The 25,797-nt window shown below is 48.7% G+C and carries 22 protein-coding genes; all 22 read left to right on the top strand.

The window, feature by feature from the left end; translation table 11 throughout:
• Window positions 1-32: 32 nt before the first annotated feature.
• The 22 genes from MHI21_RS00205 to hslO all read left to right on the top strand — a co-directional run bounded on the left by MHI21_RS00205 (window position 33) and on the right by hslO (window position 25,796).
• Window positions 33-263 carry an anti-sigma-F factor Fin family protein gene (locus MHI21_RS00205; RefSeq protein ID WP_013308128.1) on the top strand — a complete coding sequence of 77 codons (231 nt, stop codon included), beginning with the start codon at window positions 33-35 and terminating at the stop codon, window positions 261-263.
• 134 nt (window positions 264-397) lie between these two features.
• Window positions 398-3,925, top strand: a complete 3,528-nt coding sequence (gene mfd, locus MHI21_RS00210; protein ID WP_342419178.1) for a transcription-repair coupling factor — start codon at window positions 398-400, stop codon at window positions 3,923-3,925.
• A complete protein-coding gene (locus MHI21_RS00215; protein WP_165179752.1) occupies window positions 3,909-5,027 on the top strand; it encodes a peptidylprolyl isomerase in 1,119 nt (372 codons plus the stop codon). The genes mfd and MHI21_RS00215 overlap by 17 nt, the downstream gene beginning before the upstream one ends.
• Before the next feature lie 167 nt (window positions 5,028-5,194).
• Window positions 5,195-5,737, top strand: coding sequence for a stage V sporulation protein T (spoVT, locus tag MHI21_RS00220; RefSeq protein WP_023986438.1), 543 nt, complete (start codon window positions 5,195-5,197; stop codon window positions 5,735-5,737).
• A 140-nt stretch (window positions 5,738-5,877) separates the two neighbouring features.
• Entirely contained in the window at window positions 5,878-7,536 is a 1,659-nt protein-coding gene (locus MHI21_RS00225; protein WP_342419179.1) for a polysaccharide biosynthesis protein, read from the top strand.
• A 158-nt stretch (window positions 7,537-7,694) separates the two neighbouring features.
• Window positions 7,695-9,194, top strand: a complete 1,500-nt coding sequence (gene mazG, locus MHI21_RS00230; protein WP_342419180.1) for a nucleoside triphosphate pyrophosphohydrolase — start codon at window positions 7,695-7,697, stop codon at window positions 9,192-9,194.
• A gap of 333 nt (window positions 9,195-9,527) precedes the next feature.
• Entirely contained in the window at window positions 9,528-9,800 is a 273-nt protein-coding gene (locus MHI21_RS00235; RefSeq protein WP_007428028.1) for an HU family DNA-binding protein, read from the top strand.
• Window positions 9,800-10,078 (top strand): RNA-binding S4 domain-containing protein, encoded by a 279-nt coding sequence (locus tag MHI21_RS00240; RefSeq protein ID WP_016818913.1) that lies wholly within the window; start codon window positions 9,800-9,802, stop codon window positions 10,076-10,078. Before MHI21_RS00235 ends, MHI21_RS00240 begins: the two co-directional genes overlap by 1 nt.
• Window positions 10,079-10,256: 178 nt before the next feature.
• Window positions 10,257-10,541 (top strand): sporulation protein YabP, encoded by a 285-nt coding sequence (gene yabP, locus MHI21_RS00245; protein WP_025721693.1) that lies wholly within the window; start codon window positions 10,257-10,259, stop codon window positions 10,539-10,541.
• Window positions 10,538-11,116 carry a spore cortex biosynthesis protein YabQ gene (yabQ, locus tag MHI21_RS00250; RefSeq protein ID WP_013308136.1) on the top strand — a complete coding sequence of 193 codons (579 nt, stop codon included), beginning with the start codon at window positions 10,538-10,540 and terminating at the stop codon, window positions 11,114-11,116. Before yabP ends, yabQ begins: the two co-directional genes overlap by 4 nt.
• Window positions 11,117-11,120: 4 nt before the next feature.
• On the top strand, window positions 11,121-11,450 hold the full coding sequence (locus MHI21_RS00255; RefSeq protein ID WP_341162626.1) for a septum formation initiator family protein: 330 nt from the start codon (window positions 11,121-11,123) through the stop codon (window positions 11,448-11,450).
• A gap of 123 nt (window positions 11,451-11,573) precedes the next feature.
• Window positions 11,574-12,098: a S1 domain-containing RNA-binding protein gene (locus tag MHI21_RS00260; RefSeq protein ID WP_014279051.1), complete on the top strand. Its 525-nt coding sequence runs from the start codon at window positions 11,574-11,576 to the stop codon at window positions 12,096-12,098.
• Between the two features lie 505 nt (window positions 12,099-12,603).
• The gene (gene spoIIE, locus MHI21_RS00265; protein WP_023986443.1) at window positions 12,604-15,111 is read left to right on the top strand and encodes a stage II sporulation protein E; all 2,508 of its coding nucleotides are present in this window, start codon (window positions 12,604-12,606) and stop codon (window positions 15,109-15,111) included.
• A 126-nt stretch (window positions 15,112-15,237) separates the two neighbouring features.
• Window positions 15,238-15,987 carry a VWA domain-containing protein gene (locus MHI21_RS00270; RefSeq protein WP_023986444.1) on the top strand — a complete coding sequence of 250 codons (750 nt, stop codon included), beginning with the start codon at window positions 15,238-15,240 and terminating at the stop codon, window positions 15,985-15,987.
• Window positions 15,971-16,909 carry a serine/threonine protein kinase gene (locus MHI21_RS00275; RefSeq protein ID WP_342420161.1) on the top strand — a complete coding sequence of 313 codons (939 nt, stop codon included), beginning with the start codon at window positions 15,971-15,973 and terminating at the stop codon, window positions 16,907-16,909. The genes MHI21_RS00270 and MHI21_RS00275 overlap by 17 nt, the downstream gene beginning before the upstream one ends.
• Before the next feature lie 66 nt (window positions 16,910-16,975).
• Window positions 16,976-18,424, top strand: coding sequence for a tRNA lysidine(34) synthetase TilS (gene tilS, locus MHI21_RS00280; RefSeq protein ID WP_053324327.1), 1,449 nt, complete (start codon window positions 16,976-16,978; stop codon window positions 18,422-18,424).
• A 47-nt stretch (window positions 18,425-18,471) separates the two neighbouring features.
• Window positions 18,472-19,011: a hypoxanthine phosphoribosyltransferase gene (hpt, locus tag MHI21_RS00285; protein ID WP_025721686.1), complete on the top strand. Its 540-nt coding sequence runs from the start codon at window positions 18,472-18,474 to the stop codon at window positions 19,009-19,011.
• 97 nt (window positions 19,012-19,108) lie between these two features.
• Entirely contained in the window at window positions 19,109-21,148 is a 2,040-nt protein-coding gene (ftsH, locus tag MHI21_RS00290) for an ATP-dependent zinc metalloprotease FtsH (protein ID WP_069290759.1), read from the top strand.
• A 277-nt stretch (window positions 21,149-21,425) separates the two neighbouring features.
• Window positions 21,426-23,039, top strand: a complete 1,614-nt coding sequence (nadB, locus tag MHI21_RS00295; protein WP_342419181.1) for an L-aspartate oxidase — start codon at window positions 21,426-21,428, stop codon at window positions 23,037-23,039.
• On the top strand, window positions 23,029-23,919 hold the full coding sequence (gene nadC, locus MHI21_RS00300; protein WP_061831244.1) for a carboxylating nicotinate-nucleotide diphosphorylase: 891 nt from the start codon (window positions 23,029-23,031) through the stop codon (window positions 23,917-23,919). The genes nadB and nadC overlap by 11 nt, the downstream gene beginning before the upstream one ends.
• A gap of 6 nt (window positions 23,920-23,925) precedes the next feature.
• Window positions 23,926-24,693, top strand: a complete 768-nt coding sequence (locus MHI21_RS00305; RefSeq protein ID WP_076294550.1) for a type III pantothenate kinase — start codon at window positions 23,926-23,928, stop codon at window positions 24,691-24,693.
• Between the two features lie 218 nt (window positions 24,694-24,911).
• A complete protein-coding gene (gene hslO / locus MHI21_RS00310) occupies window positions 24,912-25,796 on the top strand; it encodes an Hsp33 family molecular chaperone HslO (RefSeq protein ID WP_061831243.1) in 885 nt (294 codons plus the stop codon).
• Window position 25,797: the final 1 nt, after the last annotated feature.

Below are 25,797 nucleotides of genomic sequence, written 5' to 3' on the forward strand. Positions count from 1 at the left end.
TATAGAAAACTTTCAGGAGGCATATACATTACATGATTGTTAATTATGTATGCAGACATTGTCGAACTTTCTTGGGACGAATTGATTCCGCGGCAATAACCGAAGAAAGGTTGGGCTTCCATTCCTTGACCCCTGCCGAACGTAGAGATATAATAGCGTATAATTCGGGTGGTGAAGTGACCGTCAAAGTCATTTGCGAGCATTGCAGTCAGGCATTGGAGAATAATCCAGAGCTGAGTCTGCTCGTTAATCCGCTCCAATAACAGGTATTCAACTGGTAGGATGTACCAGCTTGAGAGGTGAAGCGGCAATTCCGCTTATGGAGCCTTGGCAGCATTGCTGAGGCTTCTTTTTCGGTTTACATGTAACTATTTATAAGCATAAAGGGGTGCCTTTTTTGTTACAAGCACTTATTCAGGCTTTTACGAAGGATGCTGATTATGCATCCATTGCAGCAGGTATTTCATCAGGGATGAAGGAACAACTGATATCAGGTTTATCAGGCTCTTCCCGACAGGTACTGATGGCCGCGCTTGCCGAAGATACCGGACGACCGTTAATGGTCATGACGCACAATATGTTTGCCGCTCAAAAAATAGCAGATGACTTACAGGAAGCGCTTTCTCCTGATCAGGTTTTATTGTATCCTGCTAATGAGCTGGTAGCTGCTGAAGCTGCAATATCCAGTCCAGAGACATTGTCCCAACGAATTGATGTATTGATACGCTGCGCCCAGGGTTTTCGTGGGATTGTTGTCGTGCCGTTTTCTGGTGTCCGACGTCTACTGCCAATCCCGGAAACATGGCGTGAGGCTCGTATTGAGCTGAAAGAAGGCGAAACGATTCAGCTGGAAGCGTTTTTGCTACATATGGTCGAGATGGGCTACCAGCGTGTAGAGCGTGTGGAATCACGTGGAGAGATGAGCGTACGCGGAGGTATTATTGATTTTTATCCCATGACAACCCGTTGGGGCTATCGTGTGGAGCTGTTTGACGATGAAATCGATTCGATCCGTAAGTTTGATCCGCAAGATCAGCGTTCGGTGGAAAAGGTTCAGGACGTTACCGTAACACCGTGTAAGGAAGTTATTGCGAATAACCAGCGTATGGACCAGGCGGCGGATGCCGCTGCGATTTTGTTGGAGGAGCAGCTGGGCAAAATGACGGATCGTCAAGCTAAGCAGCATCTGAAAGAAGAGATTCATCGTGAAATTGAGTTGCTGCGAGAGCATGTGTATTTTGACGAAATCTATAAATATATCTCCCTGCTGTATCCTGAACGTAAAACCCTAGCAGACTATATGCCGGAAGATACGATTCTGATTATTGACGAACCGGCACGTATGCTGGAAACAGCCAAGCAACTGGAACGGGATGAGTCAGAATGGAATCTGCATTTGCTTCAAAACAGTAAAACGTTACCGCAGCTAGAACTGTCAGATGACGCGGACAATCTCCTGTACAACCGGAGATTTCAGACGTTGTTCCTGTCGATTTTTCTTCGTCAGGTTCCTCATACCCAGCCACAAAATATTTTGAATTTCATCTGCCGAGGAATGCAGGATTTCCATGGCCAAATGAATGTGCTCAAGGCGGAGATGGATCGTTGGCGCAAAGCCGGCACACAGGTTATGATGCTGGCAAGTGGAGATGAACGTCTGGACCGGATGCGCCGAGTGCTTGAAGATTACGGTATTGATGAACCGACGATGGCTATCGGCAATCTGCAAAGTGGTTTTGAAATGCCGTCTATTCATCTGGCAGTCATTACCGAGGGCGAGATGTTTTCCCAGAAGCAGCGGAAAGCTCGTAAGCAGGGCCGGCATGTGGACAATGCAGAACGGATTAAGAGCTATAGCGAGCTGAAGGTGGGCGACTACGTCGTACACCAAAATCACGGGATCGGGAAGTACATGGGGATCGGCACGCTGGAGGTTGGCGGTATCCATAAGGATTACATGCATGTCCTCTACGCGGGTGGAGATAAGCTGTCTGTGCCGATTGAACAAATTGATCTGATTCAGAAATATGTCGGCTCAGAGGACAAGGAACCCAAGATTTATAAACTGGGTGGCAATGAGTGGACACGGGTTAAAAGTAAGGTGCGCAGCTCGGTTCAGGATATTGCGGATGACTTGATCAAGCTATATGCAGAACGACAGTCGGCACCAGGGTTTGCTTTTGAAAAGGATTCACCGGAGCAACAAGAGTTTGAAGATATGTTCCCGTATGATGAGACACGTGACCAGATCCGGGCCATTGAAGAGATTAAGAAAGACATGGAGCAGAGTCGCCCGATGGATCGTTTGCTATGTGGTGATGTAGGTTACGGCAAAACTGAAGTTGCTATTCGTGCTGCTTTTAAGTCTGCTATTGAAGGTAAACAAGTAGCGGTGCTGGTACCGACGACAATTTTGGCACAACAACACTATGAGACGTTCCGTGAACGTTTTTCAGGGTATCCGTTCAATATTCAGGTATTGAGCCGTTTCCGCTCGCGCAAAGAGCAGAATGAGACGATTAAAGGGGTCCGGCAAGGCACGGTCGATATTGTCATTGGTACCCATCGTCTGTTGTCGCAGGATCTGGTGTTTAAGGACCTCGGAATGCTGATTGTCGATGAAGAACAGCGATTTGGCGTAACTCACAAGGAAAAGCTGAAGAAGCTGAAAACGAACGTAGATGTGCTGACGTTAACGGCAACACCTATTCCGCGTACGTTGCATATGTCCATGCTGGGTGTACGTGACTTGTCAGTCATTGAGACGCCACCGGAAAACCGTTTTCCAGTGCAAACCTATGTGGTTGAGCACAGCCAGACTCTAGTTCGCGAGGCCATTGAACGCGAGATGGCACGCGGAGGGCAGGTGTACTATCTATATAATCGTGTGCAGGGTATTCAGGAGATGGCTGCCGAGATCAATGCACTCGTACCGGAGGCCAAGGTGGGCGTGGGTCACGGACAAATGTCCGAAACCGAGCTGGAGAAAACTATTTTGGATTTCCTGGATGGCGAATATGATGTGCTGGTCAGCACCAGCATTATTGAAACTGGCGTGGATATTCCAAATGTGAATACACTCATTGTGCATGATGCCGATAAAATGGGGCTATCCCAGCTTTATCAGCTGCGTGGGCGTGTAGGTCGTTCCAATCGGATTGCCTATGCTTATTTCACGTACCAGCGGGATAAGGTGCTCACGGAAGTGGCGGAGAAGCGCCTTCAGTCGATTAAAGAATTTACGGAGCTGGGCTCCGGCTTTAAGATTGCAATGCGCGATTTGTCCATCCGCGGCGCGGGTAACTTGCTTGGCGCTGAGCAGCATGGATTCATCGCATCCGTCGGCTTTGATCTTTACTCGCAGATGCTGGCTGAGGAAATTAATAAACGTAAAGTCAGCGTACTTGGAGAAGAGGATCAGTCCAATCGGAATTGGAGTACGTCGATTGATTTAGGCGTCGATGCTTACTTGCCGGGTGACTATATTTATGACAGCATCCAGAAGATTGAGATCTATAAAAAGGTTGCAGCGGTCAGTACCTTTGACGAGGCTTCTGAACTGGAGGATGAACTGGTCGACCGATTTGGCGATCTGCCAGAGGCGGTGCGTCATTTGCTAGCCGTGGCCCGTCTCAAGGTATATGGGCGCATGTATGGCATCGAGTCCATGGTACAACGGGATGACAATATCGTGTTGAAATTCCATGAAGGGCGCCAGCAGGCGGTACAGACCGCCAAACTTGCCGAGATTGGTAATCGCTTTGAAAGACGTGTACAATTTGAACAGGGCACTTCTATGAGCGCACGCATAAAGGGCAAAGGTCTAAGTGATCCACAGTTGCTAGAACTGCTGGAACAATTTTTGAGTGCATTGAAAGAAGCATTCACATTGAAGGAGGAACTGCAAAATGCCACAACTAAATAAAAGAAAACCTTGGAGAATGCTCTCCTTGGGAATGGCAGCGCTGCTAGCTATATCCGTGCTGGCAGCATGTACGAAGCAAGCGGATGAGAACAAGGTCAAGGATGAACCGAAGGACAACAGCAAGGTTGTCGTGACCTATAAGGGTGGAACGATTACCGAAAATGAGTTCAACCAAGAAATCAGCATGATGAAATTCCTTTACCCGGAATATGAGGCTGCGTTAGCTTCGGATCAGGTACGGGAGCAAATTGTAAAGCAGGAAGTGGTGTACAAGCTTCTGGCGGCCAAAGCGGACGACAAAGCCAAGGAGCAGGGTGCCAAAGAAGGGAACGAACAGCTGGAGCAGTATAAAAAGTCAGTCGGAGAAGATAAGTTCAAGACATTTCTGAGTGATAAAAAACTGACCGAACAAGGTGTGAAAGATTACTTCACGCGTGTAATGACGGTAATCAACAGCGAAACCAACAAAGTAACAGATGATCAGCTAAAACAGGAATTTGAGAAAAATAAAGATCAATTCACGACAGCAACCGTGCGTCATGTACTGATTAACTTCGAAGATCCTAAAACGAAGAAACAGCGCAAAAAAGAGGATACCCTCAAGCTGGCCAAAGAAGTGAAGGCGAAGCTGGACGGAGGAGCCGATTTTGCGACGATTGCCAAGAAATATTCAGAAGACCCAGGTTCTGCGTCTAACGGAGGTCTGTATGAGAATGCATCCGTAGCGCAATGGGTACCTGCTTTTAAAGAGGCCGCTGAGACTCAACCGATTAACAAAATCGGGGAGCCGGTGGAAACGGAATACGGATATCACGTGATCAAAGTGGAGTCCCGCAATGAGCCAACGTTTGATAAATTGAAAGACAACGAAAAGGCTGCCCTGAAAAATAAATTGGCCGGGGAAAGTATCCAAAACTTTACCGAAAATGATTTGACGAAGCTTGATTTGAAAATCAATCTGCCGAAGGTACCAGCTACGCAAGAGAAAAGCGGTGCAACTTCCGGTGCCGGTAGCACAACTACACCGGGCGCAACAACAAACGGTACGGGCGATACCAATGCAGGAACAGCCAAAGATGGAGCTACAAACGAAGGTAAATAACTGAACATGCATAAGGAATTGGGAACAGATGAATACTATGGTCAGATATCACCATAAACACCATGACCGTGACGTTCTTCGTGACCGCTTCTGGGGGAGTGGAAGCGTCTTTCGATACCGTCAGTAGTTTACTAAATTCTTCTTGAGAAAGTGGGGCAACATGTGAAATGAAAGCTACTGGTATAGTTCGCCGTATTGATGACCTTGGGCGGGTAGTTATTCCAAAGGAAATTCGCCGCACCTTGAGAATTCGTGAAGGAGATCCGCTTGAGATTTTTGTGGATCGTGACGGAGAAGTCATTTTGAAAAAGTATTCACCTATTGGTGAACTTGGTGATTTCGCCAAAGAATATGCTGAGTCCCTGTTTGAAAGCACGGGCCATATTACAATGATTACCGATCGAGACACCATTATTACGGTGGCTGGAGGCTCTAAAAAAGAGTTTCTGGACAAGCCAATCGGTAGCATTATCGAAGGTAGTATGGATAATCGCAAAACTGTGCTGGAGACAGCCAGCGGCTCCTATGAGCTAACGCGAGACCACGAAGAAACACTCTCGTCCTTTGTGGCGGCTCCCATTGTTTCCGGTGGTGATCCCATTGGTTCCGTTGTATTGTTGAACAAGGACGAAAATGTAAAAATGTCCGAAATGGAGATCAAAATGGCTGAAACAGCCGCTGGCTTCCTGGGCAAACAAATGGAACAGTAACATCCCGTTTCACCCCTGTATGACGTACAGAATGGCGAAAGCCGTCCTACGTTGTACAGGGTTTTTTTCTTTCCGGGAGAAGAGGCGGTATAATAGGACTCGTGAAAGATGCATATTTCAGGTGGGAGTGAAGACGGAGAATGCAGGAAAATCGCGCCGCTTCGCGGCTGCTACGGGGTGCTGTCATTTTGACACTGGCAGCGGTAGTGAGCAAGCTGATCGGCACAGTGCAAAAAATCCCGCTGCAGAATATCGGCGGCGACGGGGTGTTTGGCATTTATAATACGGTTTATCCTTTTTATACGCTGTTCATTACCATTGCAGCTGCTGGATTTCCGGCTGCAATATCCAAATTTGTAGCTGAATTTGAGGCAGTGGGAAACCGGGCAGCGGGGCAACGTGTTGCTCGGCTATCTTCGCTTGTCTTGGGAGTGTTTGGATTGATCCTGGGCGTGCTGATGTATACGTTTGCGCCGCTCATTGGTCAATGGATCGACAATGCTCACGTCATTCCGTCGGTGAGGGCGGCGGCGTTTGCCTTTTTGTTCGTGCCGGTTATGGCGGGATTGAGAGGATATTTTCAAGGTTTGCAAAATATGCTTCCGACTGCTATCTCCCAAGTGACGGAGCAGGCGATACGGGTAAGCGTGATGATTATGCTGTTGCTGCTCATGCTGTCACAAGGAGCGGGGGCGGATATGATTGCCGCCGGAGCAGTGTTTGGTTCAGCAGCAGGCGGAGCAGCGGGCTTGGTCGTCATGTTGCTATATTGGCGAAATCACAGGAAGAGGCTTAGAAGGCAAGGGACGGTCATGGCGACAGTGCAAGCACAAACTGGAGAGCTACACCCAGCGGAAAGCAACGGTGCCTTACTAAAGGCGCTGCTGCGTTATGCCTTGCCTATTTGCCTTGGAGCGCTAGCCGTTCCGTTAATTAGTCTGGTAGACACATTTACCGTACCTCGATTGTTAAAGCAGGAGGGTTTGGACGATACTGCGGTTATGGTGGCCTTTGGCGTGTATAACCGAGGTCTGCCGCTGGTACAGCTAGTCATGATGTTTGCCACCACCCTGTCGGCATTATTCATTCCATCGCTGGCTGAGGCCCGGATAACCGGCGGTACGGAGCTGGCACGTCGCCAGTGCGAGCAATCGCTGCGCTGGTTTTGGTTGCTGGGACTAGCCGCTGCGACAGGCTTGATCGTGCTGGCTGTGCCCGTCAATGTGATGTTGTATGCGGACGACACCGGCAGCGGGGTTATGCGCTGGATGGCGCTAACCGCCGTTGGCGGCACGCTCAGCATCATCTCGGCTGCGCTGCTGCAAGGGCTTGGCGCGGTTCGCGCGCCGGCTCTGGCGATGCTCGCGGCCGCAGTAGCCAAGGCGCTGCTAAACTGGCTGCTCGTGCCGCAGCTAGGCACGGCTGGAGCCGCCATTGCGGGGGCTGTCGCCTATCTGCTGGCGGCGGTGATCAACATCGTGCTGCTGGCTCGCTTGGTAGGCCTGCGTGGGAGCTGGTCCGCCAGCGTGCTCAAGCCGGCGGCACTGCTTATCGCCCTGGCTGGTGCGGCCGGGGCGGCGATGTGGGGCACCAGCGCTGTGCTGGGTGCCTTGGGGTGGGTTGCCGGAGGTCGTGCCACGGCAGCCGCGGAGAGCCTGCTGGGCGTAGCTGCAGGCGCCGTAGTGTTCGTGATCGGCCTCGCACGCTTGAGGCTGATCACGGAAGCCGAGCTTGTGACGGTGCCCAAGCTCGGACGCCCGCTGGCAGCCGTGCTGCGCAGGCTGCGTGTACTGACGTAGCCCAGGCATAGGGCTTAGGGCACGAAAGCGGCACAGCCATTTTATGAGCGTATACAACTTTGTGGTATAGTAAATGCCAAAGCAAAGGAAGCGGAAGCGGGTTAGGCCGTGTATTTTTTCGAGCATGAACCTTGTTTCTGCGAAACGGAGGATTGAATATGAGCGTAACATTAACGGTCGTAGGTTTGGGCTCGGGAGACCCGGATCAGCTTACGATAGGGATATTGAACAAAATGCGGGGCGCTTCAGCGCTCTATCTGCGGACCAAGGAGCATCCTGCGGTTCAAGTGCTGAATGAGTTTGAAGTGGCTTTTGAGTCGTTTGACAACGTATATGAGACAAAGGAGTCCTTTCCAGAGGTATACGAGGAAATTACCAGCCAATTAATTACGACGGCTGCTAAGGCGGCAGACGGAAGCGAAATCGTCTATGCGGTTCCCGGTCACCCGATGGTGGCAGAAGCAGCGGTGCAGTTGCTTAAGGAGCGTTGTCCTGCGCAAGGGATTGAACTGAACATTCTGGGCGGCGAAAGTTTCCTGGATGAAGCTTTTGTGCGTCTTGGTTTTGATCCGATTGAGGGTTTCCAGCTGTTGGACGCAGGTACACTGGATGCCAGCTGGCTCCAGCCTCAGCTGCATACGCTGATCGGACAGGTGTATGATACCTTCACGGCATCTGATGTGAAGCTGTGCCTGATGGAGCGATATCCTGACGATTATGAGGTGTATGTCGGTCACGCTCTTGGGGTGGAAGCTGAGGAAGCGGTGCACAAGGTGCCGCTGTACGAGCTGGATCGAGTAGAGGGGTACGGGAACCTATCCTTGGTATACATACCTCGCAGTGAAGATGAGGCGCTGAAACGGCGTTCTTTTGACCGTCTACACGAGATTGTCGATATTTTACGCAGCCCGGAGGGCTGTCCATGGGATCGTGAACAGACACATCAGTCGATTCGCAAAAATCTGATCGAAGAAACGTATGAAGTCATCGAAACGATAGATGAGGACGACCCTGAGCATATGAAGGAAGAACTGGGCGATCTGTTGTTGCAAATTTTGCTGCATGCCCAAATGGAAGAGGAAGTCGGAACCTTCAATGTGTATGATGTTATCCAGGGGCTGAACGATAAGCTTATTTTCCGTCATCCACATGTATTTGGTGACAATCAAGCGAATGATGCGGAAGAGGCGCTGCAAAACTGGGAGCAGATGAAGGCTGAGGAAAAACGGCTTAAAGGCACGACGGCAGCATACCCTTCCGTACTGGATGGGGTTCCACGTGATCTGCCTGCTCTTATGAAATCGTACAAGCTCCAGAAGAAAGCAGCTAAAGTAGGCTTTAACTGGGATAGCATTGAGGGCGTATTTGATAAATTAGACGAAGAAGTGGCTGAGTTGAAGGAAGCGGTTCGTGAAGGGCATGCCATGGAAGCCCAGTTGCTGGAGTTAGGCGATGTGTTATTTGTTGCCGTGAATGCAGCCCGGTTCATGGGAGTAGATCCGGAAGAGGCATTGTCCGCCACCAATCGCAAATTTGTCGACCGTTTCCAGTATATTGAGCAGAAATTACGCGAGCAGGGGCGTCGTCCCGAAGAAAGCAGCGTAGATGAAATGGAGACTTACTGGCAGGAAGCGAAAAAGCTCCTTGGCAAAGCGTGATTCCACACATTCGCTTTTGGCTGCACAGACCAGTAAAATGAGACATATGCAGGGTTGAAAGAAGACCCAGTTTGAGAAGACTTGCCAATGGACAGAGTTTTGTAGTAGGATGTTGGCTTAACTGGGGTCGAATAAAAAAACGCCTGTCATTGCAGGATTTTTACGGACAAGCCAGAATAACTTGTAGTAATTCTGAAAATAACTGTAGCTTATAGTTAAGCGTGTTACAGTGACATTCAGGAGGGCTTCGGCCACAGTTGGACCTCACGTCTGCTCCATAAATGGACATGCAGCGTGATGATTATTTTTTGACATTTGGGAGGCTTTTATCTTATGAACAAGACAGATCTGATCAACAATATTTCCAGCAAAAGCGGTTTGAGCAAACGTGACGTTGAAGCTGTATTGAATGGCGTTCTTGGTGAAATTACAGATGCACTCGCTAGCGGTGACAAAGTGCAACTGATCGGCTTTGGTACTTTCGAAACACGCAAGCGTTCCAGCCGTACTGGCCGCAATCCACAAACCGGTAACACGATTGAAATTCCAGAATCGACCGTTCCTGCTTTTAAAGCCGGTAATAAGCTTAAAGAAGCCGTTAACTAATGCGTCTTGATAAATTCTTGAAAGTCTCGCGGCTGATTAAGCGGCGTACGGTAGCCAAGGACGTCTCCGAACAAGGGAGAGTGCTGGTGAACGGACGCGAAGCCAAGCCGAGCAGTGCGGTCAAAGTAGGCGATGAAATTACCGTCCAGTTTGGCCAGAAGCTGGTGACCGTGCGAGTGGAACGGCTCGCCGACACTACACGCAAGGACGAGGCTGCAAGTATGTACACTTTGGTAAAGGAAGAGCCTATTGCCAGGGACAATGGTTTGAACTGGTAAGCAGACATCTGATTTTCTCATAACTGTACATGAAAGCATTCCTTCATTATTTTATGAAGGAGTGCTTTTTTTCTTTAGATGACGAGTTTTCGTCCATCATATGCTGATTAACAGCAAAAGCGGTTCTAAATCATACGGCCCCCTTCATAAGCTAAGAACAGAAGGAGGGGTACATGCCATGATTGAACAAGGGAAGTCCAAGCATCATGATCTGCGCATGCAAAGCCGCAAGCAACTCGATATTTCAGGCGTCAGCAATGTGGAGAGCTTTGACAGTGAAGAATTTTTGCTTCAGACCGAGCTGGGCCATCTCACCATTCGCGGACAACATTTACATATCAAAAACCTCAGTCTAGAAGAGGGGCTGTTGTCCATTGAAGGTCTGATTACTTCCCTCGTCTACCTGGAGCCCGGGGCCCCGGCCAAAAACGGAAAAAGCCTATTCGGCAAGATCTTCAAATGAACCCTTACACGCAATGGCTGACGTTGACGTGGATGCTGTTGTCGGGCATAGCCATGGGAGTGGTGTTTGACAGCTACCGGGTGCTGTCCATCCGCTTTCATTTTGCCCGCTGGAGCGTTCATATGTTGGACGTGCTGTACTGGGTGGCCTCGGCTTTGTTTATTTTCCGTGTGCTATACGCGAGTAATCGCGGTGAGCTGCGGTTTTATGTCTTTTTAGGACTACTTTTGGGGGTTTGGCTCTATTTTTGGGCCTTTAGTGTTACAACCCAACGTTTTGTGGTAATGTTATTAGAGATAGTTCGCAGACTGACGTTGATCGTGAACAGCATACTGCGCATCCTGATTGTTCTTCCGGTGTTAGCGCTGTATCGGCTGTTACGCAAGCTGGTCGGATGGACATGGGCACTAATTGTGTTCCTGGGAAGGATGCTGATATACATCCTGATGCCGGTTTGGAAGCCGATCCTATGGCTGATCGGTCCGCTTAAAGCGCGCTGGAAGACTCCAGAGTTGCTCGTAAAGCTGGGTATCAGACTGAAAAACACAGCGAAAAGATGGTTTGGAAGGAGGTAGTATCATGCGTAATTCGTCTGTAGATCGCCATTCATCTTCTACGTCCAAGTCCAACGCGGGCGGGCGCAGGCGAATCATGATTTGGTTGCTATCGCTTGCCGCCTTTGTTAGTTGGGCAATTTTCACCTTTTTTTCTCAAGGCATGATTATGGCCGATCGAAGTGAACAGCTCACCCAGAAGGAAAAGCAGAAGCAAGCTGCTACACAAACGGAACAACAGCTTCAAACCGAAGTGAATCGTCTCAAGGACCCTGAGTACATTGGCGAGATTGCCAGAAGCAAGTACGGTCTTTACAAACCGGAAGAGACGCCAATCATCGGAGATCAGAAATAGGAACATTATCGGGCCAATGCTTAGTTGACCTTGGTTCCGCCATTTTGTATAATCAAATCACCACAGCGGGATTTTTTTGCAAAAAAATCGGTTGTATATTTTAAGGGAGGATCATTTTATTCTATGGCAATTGAAGTGGGCACCAAGTTAGAGGGCAAAGTGACAGGCATCACGCATTTTGGAGCATTTGTGGATTTGTCTGGAGGTGTCACGGGTCTCGTTCACATCTCGGAAATCGCCGATAACTATGTTAAGGATGTTAACGACCACCTGAAGATTAATGATGTTGTGACGGTGAAAGTCATTAATGTTGACAAAGATGGCAAAATCGGGCTTTCCATTAAGCAAACGATTGACAAGCCGGCAAGTGAAGCCCGTCCCCCAAGAGCTCCAAGACCGGAGCGTACAGGAGGACCAGGCGGAGGCGACCGTTTCGGCGGTGGAGGTTCAGGTCCAAGTCAAGGACGCGGTGGTGGTGGCGGTGGTTTCAATCGCGATCGTGGAGGCCGTTCTTTCAAGCCTGCACCGGGTAAACCTTCATTTGAGGATAAAATGTCACGCTTCCTGAAAGATAGTGAGGAACGCATTTCGTCGCTGAAAAAGAACACCGAAGGTAAACGCGGAGGACGCGGCGCGAAGCGTGTTTAATTCACTTTGACAACCGTATCAATCATACACGGAAAACCGTACAGTCGAGAGACTGATACGGTTTTTTTGCGTTCTACCGACAACAGATGCGAAAAGCAGTGGCTGTGGGCGCTGAATCCAGTGGTTAGTCGTACGGGCATTTATGAGATTCGCAATTTTGATGAAGAAGAAAAGAGCTTCGATGCTGGAAAGCGGATGTTTTTTTTGTCGTGAGGACATAATCGTCCGACAAACTCCAACGGTTTTCCGTCTATCTTCTGTGCAAATCGCTAGTTTGGACATCAGGATGAACGACATCGAGAGGTCATATAAGGAGTAGCGGGGCGCTTCTTCCATCGGCTTCCATACGGGCGTAGCTTGATGTTCAGAGTGATGCTCTGTCCTTTCGCGCAGAACGTTTTTTTGTCGGAAATTTCTTGGAATAAGACGTGAGGTTCTGACAAACTTTCTCAGTCGTTCCGGTTTAAGATGAGAACATCAAATTGATGAATGGGGTGCCTGACGCATGATGGAGAAATGGAACGTGGTACATTTTCCGGGGTTAAAATCTAGAAAGTCCAAATCCAAAGAGCGTACGGAAGGTTGGTCTTCCAGACTCAAGAAACGGCTGGATTCACATAAAGTGGTGCAATGGGTAACGGCGCAAAGATGGATGCTGCTATTGTCAGCTATGGGAGTTCTACTGGGACGCGCCACTATTTTGGACGAGCTTTCTCCGTTTGCCCTCGCTTATTTTGCGGTCATAACGTTTCTTCGGCGTGATCTGATGCTGCCTGTAGCTGTATCCGTTGTGTTAGGCAGCCTGTTAGCTCCTTACCCATCGTTATTTATGATTGGTGGCGAGCTACTGGTATTTTATCTCCTGTATCGCGGACTACGAACCTTCGACCGTCTGGAATTATCCTATGCCCCGCTTATGGTTTTCTTGTCGGTGTTTATGGTCAATTTATTTAACGCCGTGATGGCTCCAACTTTTACATGGTATGAGCTTATCATTGTGGGAACGGATGCGGTTCTCAGTTTTATGCTTACGCTGGTGTTCACGCAGGCCATACCGTTGTTTACGTACCGCAAGAAGACAAGCCAGCTCAAAAATGAGGAAATTTTATGTCTTATTATTTTATTAGCCTCTGTGATGACGGGAGCAGTAGGCTGGACTGTTCATTCATTGTCTGTCGATCATGTACTGTCGCGATATTTGGTCTTGGTGTTTGCTTTGGTGGGAGGTGCTTCGCTGGGTGCATCGGTCGGTGTAATTACCGGTTTAATTTTAAGCTTGGCCAATATGTCTGCAATTGTGCAGATGAGTTTACTCGCTTTTGCAGGTTTGCTGGCAGGAATGCTGCGTGAAGGGAAAAAGGGTGCTGTTGCACTTGGAATGCTGCTAGGCTCCTCAATTCTGACAATCTATTTGGACGGGACCGGAGACGTGCTGACGTCAACCTGGGAGAGCTGTGCGGCGATTCTATTATTCTTAATGACCCCCAAAAGTTTCTTTAAAGCGGTTTCTACCTATGTTCCCGGTACGCAAGACCACGCCAAATCTCAGCATGAATATGCCAAAAGGGTCCGCGATCTCACCGCAGAGCGGGTAACGAAGTTTTCCCGTGTATTCAGTCAGCTATCCCGCAGCTTTCACCAGATATCTGCGAGTGAGAGCACGAAGTCGGACGGAGAAATCGAACACTTTATGAATGCGGTGGCAGAAGGGACATGTGCCTCCTGCTTCAAGTGTGAGCAGTGCTGGGACGGCAAGTTTATGCAAACCCATCAGTATATGACGGAAATGATGAGCGCCATTGAGGATAACCCGGATTTGGAGCCGGAGCAGATCCCCCCGCAATGGAGCAAGGCATGTGCTAAAACGGGCGCTGTCCTGCAAGTGATGAAGCAGCAGTATAGCCTCTACCAACATAATATGCAGTGGAAGCGCCAAGTATACGATAGTCGTCAGCTTGTTGCTGACCAGCTATCGGGTGTTTCACAAATCATGGAGGATTTAGCGCGAGAAATTCAGCGGGAAGGGCAGACCATGCATCGGCAGGAGGAGCAAATACGAGAGGCTCTTGATAGACTGGGCTTGTCCATTCAATCCATCGAGATTATTAACCTGGATGCAGGTCAGGTAGAAATTGAGATTGTCCATGCCTATACAAGGGGATTTGATGAATGTCGGAAAATCATTGCTCCACTTCTGTCGGACATACTGGACGAGCATATAGCTGTGATGCGCGAAACGGAGGCAGATCGCCGCCAAGGCTTGGCTACAGTCATGTTCGGCTCTGCTAAAACGTATGAGATTGCTACAGGGGTAGCTAGTGCCGCCAAAGGAGGCGATTTTTTCTCAGGTGACAGCTACAGCATGATGGAGCTAGGGAACGGGACTTTTGCAGTCTCATTAAGTGATGGTATGGGGAACGGAGAGCGCGCGCAGCAAGAAAGCAGCGCAGCACTTAACATTTTGGAGGAATTACTGCAATCGGGTATGGACGAAAAGTTGGCGATCAAGTCGGTTAACTCTGTCCTGATGCTGCGATCACCTGAGGAAATGTACGCTACGGTCGATATGGCGCTGATTGATCAGTACACGGCCCAGACAACTTTTATGAAGATTGGGTCTACGCCGAGCTTTATTAAAAGAGGGGAGGAGGTCATCCCTGTATCTGCCAGCAACTTGCCGATTGGCATTATACAGGATATTGAAATTGATTTGGTATCACTGCAGCTCCAGCCAGGCGATATTCTCATTATGATTACAGACGGTATATACGACTCACCGGGTTACGCGGTTAATAAGGAAATATGGATGAAACGCATGATTCAGGAAATTGAAAGCGAAGATCCTCAGCAGTTGGCCGACTGTTTGCTAGAACGGGTTATTCGATACCAACAAAATCAAATCTATGATGATATGACTGTAGTTGTTAGTAAAATCGACCACTTCCGCCCAGAGTGGGCAACTCTCCATGTACCTGGCATGAGGTGGTTGGAACGTCCACGGACGGTGAGCTAAGCCGACATTGCCCGGGAAATTCCTTACCCATTTTTAAAAATCCGCATCCTTCGTTTGAATCGTTCCGGATTAGGCAAAGATAGAATCTATCGGGATAGATTAAGAGGAAGCGGAGGTCAAAAAACGATGAAGCAAATTTTGATCATTACAGACGGATGCTCAAATGTAGGTGTTAGTCCAGTCATGGCGGCTGCCCAGGCTTTACGGGAAGGTATTACAGTTAACGTCGCCGGAGTCATAGATTATGGAACTATTGGCGAGCTTGGCAGTGCGGAGATTCAAGAAATTGCTAAAGCAGGGGGAGGGTTTAGCCAAATCGTAGGGACAAAACAGTTGGCGCAGACCATGCAGATGATGACGCGCAAAACGGTGGTTCAAACCATTCAGCAGGCGGTTAATAGAGAGTTAACGCACATTCTGGGTGAGGGTGGCGCCAAACATATCGGTGAACTTCCTCCGGCCAAACGAGCCCAAGTGGTTGAGGTGATGGATGAACTGACAGAAACAAGCACCCTGGAGATTGCTTTGCTCATTGATGCAAGTGCGAGCATGAAGCCCAAGCTGCCTGCTGTAGAGGACAGCATCCGTGATTTGCTGCTCAGTTTACAGTCCAGAAGCGGACACAGCCGTATATCTGTATTTCATTTTCCGGGTGGAAAAATGGGAGAAGACGCAGTCATGGATATCGGTTGGACCTCTGAGCTTAACCAGATCAAATCGATATTTGGACGCTTGCGGATGAAAGGGGCAACACCGACAGGTCCTGCCATTTTACAAGTGATTGATTATTACCGATATGTTACACTAGGAGAACAGAAAGATCTGGAAGAATCCTATGGCAAAGGAGAAGGGATGCTCGGTGACTACGTCGTCTGATCCCGTTCTTGCACCCGGAACGGTCATCAAGGGCAAGTGGAAGCGGAGCAGCTATGTCATCCAGCGCTTGCTGGGCCGGGGAGCGAACGGAACTGTATATTTGGTAAAAGAAGCACAGGCCGATCGGCAATTTGCTCTGAAAATGGGGAAGAACACGCTTGATCTGCAATCGGAGATTAATGTGCTGACCACATTGCAGTCTCAGGGCACTCAGGCCGCCCTTCAGCGAAATGGAAATCCTTCCTTTTTGTTTGAGGTGGATGATGTAGTGTTACGCAGCGGAGAAATCCCCTTTTATGTTATGCGATATGTTAAGGGTGATCCGCTTCATCGTTTTGTGGCAGTCAAAGGGCCGGAATGGTATGGTGTGGCTGGAACCGGTATACTGAATCGTCTGGCGGATCTCCATCAGGCAGGATGGGTGTTTGGCGACCTGAAGCCGCAGAATATTTTGGTCAATGCCTATGGAGAGGCTGAATTAATTGACTACGGTGGGGTATCTCTTGCTGGTCGGAGTGTTAAACAATTCACAGAGTGGTATGATAGGGGATTCTGGAATGCTGGCAGCCGAAATGCTGATTCCCAGTATGACCTGTTTGCCTTCGCTCTTCTAACGATTCATATATTGGAGAGCGAATCATTAAAGACCGCTGCGAGTAGGCTGCCTCAGTTGCGTAATACGGCAGAATTGACGGTCATCATTCGACGTAGCCGTGTATTGCGCCCCTATGCCGAATGGCTGCTGGGTGCAGTGCGTGGAGAATATTCCGATACTCGTGCAGCGGCCCGATCTTGGTCACGTTTGGCTTCCGCACATGTCAGGCAATCGTCGGTCAAAAAAGGGAACCCACGCTGGCTGGGATATGCTTTCACGGTATCGCTTTTGCTGCTTGCCGGAGCGCTCTGGATTGCGTTAAGGTAGCAGCATGACTTACATAAGATAACAGATGATCATCATTTTTACGGTCGGGAGAAAAGAGGGTCGTAAATGGGAACAACAAAACCGACCGGTGTTGTACAGGAAGTGCTCGCCTTGGCGCGAGATCATTCACTGTGGAGCCCCGGAGACCGCATTGTGGTTGCTGTATCCGGTGGGCCGGATTCGGTGGCCCTTTTGCACATTTTACATGAAATATCCGTTATACATATGCCTTTACAACTCGTCTGCGCTCACGTTCATCATGGCTTCAGACCAGAGGAATCGGATGCGGAGGCTGAAGAGGTACGCAATATTGCCCGAAAGCTCGAACTACCATTTGAAATGACTCGGGTGGATGTACCCGCTTATATGAAGGAGAGCGGGAAGGGACCACAGGAAGCAGCCCGCGAGCTGCGCTACAGCTTTTTACATGATATGGCTACAAAGTGGGAAGCACAGCATATTGCAATGGCTCACCACGGCGACGATCAAGCCGAAACGGTTCTCTTGCACTTGCTACGTGGTAGCGGCCCAGCAGGTTTGGCAGGTATGCGTTTGGCGCGCAGGGAAAAAAATGTGCAACTCATTCGCCCGCTGCTACGTATGTACAAGGCTGACCTGATTGAGTTTTGTAACTTTTATGATCTTTCCTATGTGATAGACAGCACTAATTTATCATCCAAATACCGTCGTAACGCCATTCGCATGGATGTGCTTCCTTTTTTGGGGCAATATAATGAGCGACTGACACCGTCCCTAAACCGGCTGGCCGAAACGATGGCTGACGAAAATGACTTTATGGAGGCATCCACGCTGTCGGCATACGAGAAAATGGTGCGCTTGGATAATGGCAGGTACATGTTTCCCATCGCTTCATACCGTAAGCTATCCGTTGCTTTACAACGGAGGTTGATTAAACTAATATTAAATTATCTGCCTTCGGACAGTGAAAATTTTGATTTTCGTAAAATTGAGACCGTTCGACTAAGACTTCTCCAAGAGGCATCGTCTACATGGAGTTTGGACTTAGGAGGCGGTGCGGTTGGAGTCCGCGAATATGACCAGGCGGTTTTGTTTGACCGTACGCAAGTCGTTATGGGCGAATGGTGCTATGGACTAAGTGTATTGCCTTTTTCCGGTGAGCTAGAGTTGCCTGAGGCAGGTGGTATACTTCGGTGGCGAAGGGCTTCCTATTCGGATGCGGACCATCCGGCGAATAAGGAGGAAGCGTGGTTCGACGCAGATCAATTGAGTCTGCCTTTGACTGTACGCTCGCGATTACCTGGAGATACCATGTATGTAATGGGATTAAACGGAAGAAAAAAGGTTAAAGATATTTTTATTGATGAAAAAATACCTCCTTCAATGCGTTCCGTTACTCCCATCGTCTGCGACCACGCTGGAGCTATTCTCTGGATTCCGGGCGTACGACGTTCTGTACATGCCGCAGTGCAAAAGCACACGTCTTCGGTTATATATATGTCATGGCAAAGACGAGAGAGTCCGGGGCACCGGTAATTGCGCAGGAACGGCTTTCATAGTATAAACTTAGGAGGTTTACACCGTTGCAAAATGATATTCAGGAAATATTGATCAGCGAAGAAGAAATTCAGAGTAAAATTAAGGAATTGGGTGCACAGCTCAGCGTGAAATATGAAGGTAAAAATCCATTGGTGATTTGCGTACTGAAAGGTGCGTTTATCTTTATGGCTGATTTGGTTAAAACCATTACAGTGCCGTTGGAGCTTGATTTCATGGCTGTATCAAGTTACGGAGCATCCACAAAATCCTCAGGTATCATCAAAATCATTAAGGATTTGGACGCATCTGTGGAAGGACGCGACGTTCTGATTGTCGAAGATATTATCGACAGCGGCCTGACGCTGACGCATTTGATTGAATTGCTTAAAAACCGTAATGCCAATTCGGTATGTGTCGTAACCTTGTTCGATAAGCCTGCACGCCGGACAGTTAATCTTGAAGCAGATTATACTGGATTTACGCTTCCAGATGCGTTTGTTGTCGGCTATGGTCTGGACTATGCCGAGCACTACCGGAACCTCCCATACATAGGGATTTTAAAGCCGGAAATCTACACCAGCTAATCTCAGCCTCCAGTCCTAGGACTAAATAAGGCCCTTTGTTGAGAAGGACTTACAGGCTATGGTAAAATAACTTAAGTGTCTCGAGAGGAGGTAGGGGATGAATCGGTTCATCCGGAATTCTGGTTTTTATTTGATTCTTTTTTTAGTTGTGGTGGGTATCGTTCAGTTTGTTAGCAACAGTAACGAAGCCTCCGATCTCCCTAGATATGACCAATTACGGCAAGAGGTTAAAGCTAATAACATCTCTAAAGTAACGGTCCAATTTGACGGTTACGCCTATCTTGTAACCGGTGCATATAAGAAGCAGCCGGCTAATGCTAAATCGACCAATTTTTCCGTATATGTTCCACCAACGGATCAAGCACTAAGTGAACTGGTGAACGCCAGCGAAACGAACGGGTTTGAATACGTGCAGAAGAAAATGGAAGGCGAAAGCATTTGGCTGACGTTTTTGACTTCTATCATTCCTTTGGTGATCATGTTCCTGCTGTTCTTCTTCCTGTTTAATCAGGCACAGGGCGGTGGCGGCAAAGTTATGAACTTCGGCAAGAGCAAAGCCCGTCTGTATAACGAAGAGAAGAAGAAGGTTACGTTCGAGGACGTGGCAGGGGCTGACGAAGAGAAGCAAGAGCTTGTCGAAGTTGTAGAATTCTTGAAGGACCCACGCAAGTTTGCAGCTGTGGGCGCTCGTATTCCAAAAGGTGTTCTGTTAGTAGGCCCTCCAGGTACGGGTAAAACACTCTTGGCGAGAGCTGTTGCAGGCGAGGCCGGAGTACCGTTTTTCAGCATCTCGGGTTCTGATTTTGTAGAAATGTTCGTCGGGGTCGGTGCTTCTCGTGTTCGCGATTTGTTCGAGAATGCGAAGAAGAACGCGCCTTGTATCATCTTCATTGATGAGATTGATGCCGTTGGACGTCAACGTGGCGCCGGATTGGGTGGCGGACATGATGAACGTGAGCAGACGCTCAACCAATTGCTCGTAGAGATGGATGGATTCGGTGCAAACGAAGGTATCATCATCGTAGCGGCTACAAACCGTCCCGATATCTTAGACCCGGCGTTGCTTCGTCCAGGACGTTTTGACCGTCAAATTACGGTTGACCGTCCAGATGTTAAAGGCCGTGAAGCAGTATTGTATGTACATGCTCGCAACAAGCCATTAACGAAGGATGTTAAATTGGACGTAATTGCGAAACGTACAACAGGCTTTACAGGCGCTGATCTGGAAAATCTGTTGAACGAAGCTGCTTTGTTGGCGGCTCGTCGTAACCGCAGAGATATCTCGATGCGAGAAGTAGATGAAGCTATCGACCGTGTTATCGTAGGTACCGAAAAACGCAGCCGCGTAATCAGTGACCGCGAGAAACGAATTGTTGCTTATCATGAAGCAGGCCATACGATTATCGGCTTCTTCTTGGAAAATGCGGATATGGTTCATAAGGTAACGATTATTCCACGTGGACGTGCAGGCGGATATGTCATCATGCTTCCGAAGGAAGACCGCATGTTGACAACCAAGCAGGAATTGCTGGACAAAATCACTGGATTGTTGGGTGGACGCGTATCCGAGGAACTGTTCATTGGTGAGATCGGAACGGGAGCCTATAGCGACTTCCAGCAAGCGACAAGCATTGCACGCAGCATGATCGTAGAATATGGTATGAGTGAGAAGCTTGGTCCGATGCAGTTCGGTACTTCACAAGGCCAAGTATTCCTTGGACGCGATATCGGTCATGAGCAGAACTACAGTGATCAGATCGCTTATCAGATTGACCAGGAGATGAATCGCTTCATCACTGAGTCTTATGAGCGTGCTAGAGAACTCCTGACCAAGTATTCCAAAGAGGTTCATTTGATTGCTCAAACCTTGCTGGTAGAAGAAACTCTGGAACTTGAACAAATCAAACGTTTGATCGAGACAGGTTCTTTGGATGGTGGCACGACTGAGGGAGAAGGAACACCGGAAAACGGTGAGCCTGTGATCGACAACATTGGAGACGTCCGTGTACGTATTCAAGGTAAGGATGACGAGCCTAAGAATACAACGGATCAACCGAATGATATCCCTAATCTGAAAAAGCCAGAGGATGATAACAATTCGGGCAACTCCGGTGGTACTCCACCGACAACAACCTAATCATCCGATGGATAGTTGAATAAGCGTATAGGTAAGCTCCGGGGAACCAGGTATTATTGGTTTTCCGGAGTTTTTTAAATGGAAGATTATTGCTAACGTGATTTGACAGACATCGGAACGTTGTGTACATTTATTGTTAAATAAACGGCTGTCGTCTTCTTAGCGTATAAAAGCCAACAGTCGCTGCAATCGACTCTCTATCATTTTGAACATATACGTGAGCGCATACTGTAGAACTTATGGTGTGCGCTATTCTTCTGTGAAATCAGGTGAAGGCATGATTCCAAGATATCTAGTTGATTTTGATGTAGCGGACTTGACCCGATTGGAGGCCGACGTGTTAATTATCGGCTCGGGGATTGCGGGCTTATATACGGCGATTAAGGCTGCGGAGAATCGGAAAGTGTTGCTGATTACCAAGAAGACTTTGATGGAAAGCAACACGCGTTATGCTCAAGGCGGCATTGCTGCTGTCACATCGGACGAGGATACACCAGCTTATCATATGGAAGATACTCTGATTGCTGGTGCAGGTCTGTGTGAATCTGAGGCGGTCAGTACCCTTGTCCATGAAGGTCCAGTTGGTATTCAAGAGTTAATACGTATGGGAACGGCTTTTGACCGTGTGGATGGTGAACTAGCGTTGACACGGGAAGGAGCGCATAGTCACCGGCGTATTTTGCATGCGAATGGAGATGCTACCGGTTATGAAATTGTACGTGCCTTATCAGACCAGGTTGCTGCCCATCCCGGTATCGAAGTGTGGGAAGAATGCATGGTAATTGATCTGCTGACGGAGCATGGTGAGTGTATTGGAGCCCTCGTCCAAAAGCCAGGTGGGGAAAGGTCGTATATCACTGCTAATGCAACGATTTTGTGCTCAGGAGGTAGCGGGCAATTATACCGTTATACGACCAACCCGGATATTGCAACCGGGGATGGTATCGCTATGGCATATCGTGCAGGGGCGATTGTACGGGATATGGAATTCATACAGTTTCATCCTACGGCGTTGTGCCATCCGGGCGCTCCAAGGTTTCTAATTTCCGAAGCTGTACGGGGAGAAGGAGCCGTATTACGCAATATTCACGGAGAACGCTTCATGGACAAGTATGATTCCCGGCAGGAGCTTGCACCCAGAGATATCGTAGCTCGTGCTATCATTCATGAAATGGAACGCACCCAAGCTGCGTTTGTATACCTGGATATTACGCATGAGCCACCTGAGCGGGTGAAGCAACGTTTTCCAACCATTTATCGGACATGTCTGTCATTTGGTTTGGATATGACGACAGACTGGATCCCCATTGCGCCTGCTGCCCATTATATGATGGGTGGTGTTCAGACTAATCTACACGGGGAAAGCTCCATTGCGCGTTTGTTCGCCTGCGGGGAAACTTCTTCTACAGGTGTTCACGGAGCTAATCGTCTGGCGAGCAATTCGTTATCTGAAGCTATTGTATTCGCCAGCAGGATTATTGAGCGACTGCATTCATTGCCACCGCTAGTCGGCCATACGTTGATATCTTATAGCGATAACCGTACAGAGTTCCCGGCTTCATCCGTCGCGGAGCAGCGGCATAGGCTGCAAGAAGCAATGGTTCGTTATGCTGGAGTTCGTCGGCACGGCGAAGGGCTGCAAGCAGCATTAGATGAGTTGCAAGGGCTAATGCCTATTTTTGAGGCTGCGATCGCTAGCCGGGAAGAGATCGAATTTGCCAATTTGCTCACCTGTGCTTTATTAGTAACAGATGGTGCGCTGCTGCGTGAGGAGAGCCGGGGAGCGCATTATCGCGAGGATTTCCCTGAGACAGATGATAGCGTCTGGCGAAAGCATGTTCAGCAGCGACGTGAGCAAGGGATAACGGAGGAGTACGTTCATGACATCTAACAGCGAGCTTTATGGAGAGTTTAGTGGATATCAGGAAGAACTGACGGCACAAATTCGCAGCTGGCTGCGAGAAGATACGGGCTCTGGCGATGTGACCACGCGCTGGACAATTGAGCAGGGCCACCAATCCAAGGCTGTCATTCATGCCAAGGAGAGCGGCGTGGTTGCGGGGTTACCCGTGGCTGCCCTTGTATTTCAGGTAGTGGACCCTTCCTTGTCGTTCACTCCGCTGGTAGTCGATGGACAGTGGATTGAAAAGGGGAGCGTTTTGGCAGAAGTAACGGGGAGTACCCATGCAATCCTGACCGGGGAGCGATTGGCGTTAAATCTGCTCCAACGGATGTCTGGTATTGCCACGCGGACTCGGGCTTTTATAGATCAATTGCATGGTCTGTCCACTCGCTTGGTGGATACACGTAAAACAACACCGGGACATCGACTGCTGGAGAAGTATGCTGTTCGTGTAGGCGGTGGCTCGAATCATCGTTTTGGCCTGTACGATGCTGTTATGATTAAGGATAATCATATTAAGGGCGCAGGTGGGATTGAACAAGCTGTGAGTCGAGCGCGCGCGAATATACCGCATACGATGACGATTGAAGTAGAGACGGAAAACATGAAACAAGTTCAGGAAGCCCTAGAAGCTGGGGCGGATATCATTATGCTGGATAACATGTCTGCCCCAGATATGAAGGAAGCCGTTCGGTTCATTCGGGAACGGGCACCACATGTCAAAACAGAAGCCTCAGGCAATGTATCGCTGGATACAGTGCGTGAGATGGCTGAGAGTGGCGTAGATGTAATTTCTGTAGGCAGGCTGACATACTCTTTTCATAATTTGGATATCAGCCTTGACCTTAACGCAAAGAAAGATAGGTGACACCCATTGATTCTTGTAGTGGATGTAGGTAATACCAATATTGTTCTGGGGATATACGAAGGGCGGGAGCTGTTGCACCATTACCGGATCAGTACCTCCAGACAGGCAACCGCAGATGAATACGGCGTACTCATACATAATCTTTTTAGTATGGGTGGCGTATTAAAGGATGACATCCAGGGAGTTATTATTTCCTCTGTCGTTCCGCCATTGGTCCGTGTATTAGAAGAAATGTGCGATAAATACATAGGCAAAACGCCGTTAATCGTCGGGCCGGGAATCAAGACTGGTCTTAACCTGCGTTATGAGAATCCACGTGAAGTAGGTGCGGATCGGATCGTGAACGCTGTTGCGGCTGTCGAACGGTTCGGCGGGCCGCTGGTTGTGGTGGACTTTGGAACAGCGACGACGTTTGATTGTATTGACGATAAGGGAAACTACTTGGGCGGTGTTATTGTGCCGGGGATCGGGATTTCGACGGAGGCACTGTATCAACGGGCTTCCAAGCTGCCCCGCATCGAGTTGGAGAAGCCCAAAAAGGTTATTGGTCGTAATACGGTTCATGCCATGCAAGCTGGGATCATCTTCGGTTATGCTGGGCAAGTGGATGGCATTGTGAGGCGCATTAAGGAAGAAATGCAGGCGGAGCCTACGGTTATTGCTACCGGAGGTCTTGCAGAGCTAATCGCATCAGAGACAGAGAGCATACAGAAAGTGTTGCCGATGTTGACGCTCGAAGGATTACGCATCATTTACCAACGTAACGCCGAATAAAAAAGTGGATATAAGCTGCCGCTGAGTCCAACCGATGATCTTATCGGTTTGGATTAGCGGCGTTTTTCGTCTATACTGAAATATGTTACGTTTTTGAACAATTCGCGTGATCTGTCGATGCAGGTTGTTTATATAATAGGAAATTATGCTTCAATGATGAGCCATACTAACGAAAATAAGCAGCATAGCTGTCCTGGAGAATAGGGGAGGATATCAATATGGAAAATAAGCAGGATCGACTTATTCGTGGCACAGCCATGGATGGAAGGGTTAGAGCTTTTGCTGTTCGGACAACTCAATTGGTAGAGGAATTGCGGAGAAGGCATGATACTCATCCTACGGCAACCGCTGCTTTGGGGCGAACCCTCACAGCAGGTGCTATTATGGGGTCTATGCTAAAAGGCAAAGAGCGATTGACCATTCAAGTTAAAGGTGATGGACCGATTGGGCAAATCGTCGTTGATGCCAATGCTGTAGGGGAAGTGCGAGGTTATGTTACTGAACCGCATGTGCATTTGCCGAGCAATAGTATGGGCAAACTGGATGTAGCGGGTGCCGTGGGTACAGAGGGTTTCATTCATATCATCAAGGATTTGGGGTTAAAAGAACCGTATCGCGGCAGTACTCCGATTATTTCCGGTGAACTGGGTGAGGACTTTACCTATTATTTTGCCAAATCGGAACAGACCCCGTCAGCGGTGGGCTTGGGTGTGCTGGTAGATACTGATAACTCGGTTATTGTGGCCGGTGGATTTATTATTCAGTTGCTTCCAGGCTTGAATGATGATGAGATTACTGCGATCGAAAATGCAGTCAGCTCCATTCCACCCGTTACTGCTTTGCTGGATCAAGGGTTGGAACTGGATGAAATGCTGCGCTGGATGCTGCCGGACGTTCGGATTCTCGATGAATTGGATATCCATTTTCAATGTGAGTGTTCACGTGAGCGCGTGGAAAAAACATTGATCAGTTTGGGAGAAAGCGAATTAGAGCAGTTGATTGAAGAAGAAGGACAGGCTGAGGTCGTATGTCACTTTTGTAATGAGGCTTATCAGTTTAATAAAGATGAATTGCAAAATCTGTTAGATCAAGCCAAAGCCTAAC

It is taken from the genome of Paenibacillus sp. FSL H8-0168 (assembly GCF_038592955.1).
In the GTDB taxonomy this organism is placed as follows: domain Bacteria; phylum Bacillota; class Bacilli; order Paenibacillales; family Paenibacillaceae; genus Paenibacillus; species Paenibacillus polymyxa_B.

Coding starts and splice junctions, on each gene's coding strand:
- nadC (WP_061831244.1), top strand. CDS start 23,029: ATGACATCTAACAGCGAGCTTTATGGAGAGTTTAGTGGATATCAGGAA.
- spoVT (WP_023986438.1), top strand. CDS start 5,195: ATGAAAGCTACTGGTATAGTTCGCCGTATTGATGACCTTGGGCGGGTA.
- MHI21_RS00240 (WP_016818913.1), top strand. CDS start 9,800: ATGCGTCTTGATAAATTCTTGAAAGTCTCGCGGCTGATTAAGCGGCGT.
- spoIIE (WP_023986443.1), top strand. CDS start 12,604: ATGATGGAGAAATGGAACGTGGTACATTTTCCGGGGTTAAAATCTAGA.
- MHI21_RS00255 (WP_341162626.1), top strand. CDS start 11,121: ATGCGTAATTCGTCTGTAGATCGCCATTCATCTTCTACGTCCAAGTCC.
- MHI21_RS00225 (WP_342419179.1), top strand. CDS start 5,878: ATGCAGGAAAATCGCGCCGCTTCGCGGCTGCTACGGGGTGCTGTCATT.
- MHI21_RS00215 (WP_165179752.1), top strand. CDS start 3,909: ATGCCACAACTAAATAAAAGAAAACCTTGGAGAATGCTCTCCTTGGGA.
- mazG (WP_342419180.1), top strand. CDS start 7,695: ATGAGCGTAACATTAACGGTCGTAGGTTTGGGCTCGGGAGACCCGGAT.
- MHI21_RS00260 (WP_014279051.1), top strand. CDS start 11,574: ATGGCAATTGAAGTGGGCACCAAGTTAGAGGGCAAAGTGACAGGCATC.
- yabP (WP_025721693.1), top strand. CDS start 10,257: ATGATTGAACAAGGGAAGTCCAAGCATCATGATCTGCGCATGCAAAGC.
- MHI21_RS00235 (WP_007428028.1), top strand. CDS start 9,528: ATGAACAAGACAGATCTGATCAACAATATTTCCAGCAAAAGCGGTTTG.
- hslO (WP_061831243.1), top strand. CDS start 24,912: ATGGAAAATAAGCAGGATCGACTTATTCGTGGCACAGCCATGGATGGA.
- tilS (WP_053324327.1), top strand. CDS start 16,976: ATGGGAACAACAAAACCGACCGGTGTTGTACAGGAAGTGCTCGCCTTG.
- ftsH (WP_069290759.1), top strand. CDS start 19,109: ATGAATCGGTTCATCCGGAATTCTGGTTTTTATTTGATTCTTTTTTTA.
- MHI21_RS00205 (WP_013308128.1), top strand. CDS start 33: ATGATTGTTAATTATGTATGCAGACATTGTCGAACTTTCTTGGGACGA.
- nadB (WP_342419181.1), top strand. CDS start 21,426: ATGATTCCAAGATATCTAGTTGATTTTGATGTAGCGGACTTGACCCGA.
- yabQ (WP_013308136.1), top strand. CDS start 10,538: ATGAACCCTTACACGCAATGGCTGACGTTGACGTGGATGCTGTTGTCG.
- MHI21_RS00270 (WP_023986444.1), top strand. CDS start 15,238: ATGAAGCAAATTTTGATCATTACAGACGGATGCTCAAATGTAGGTGTT.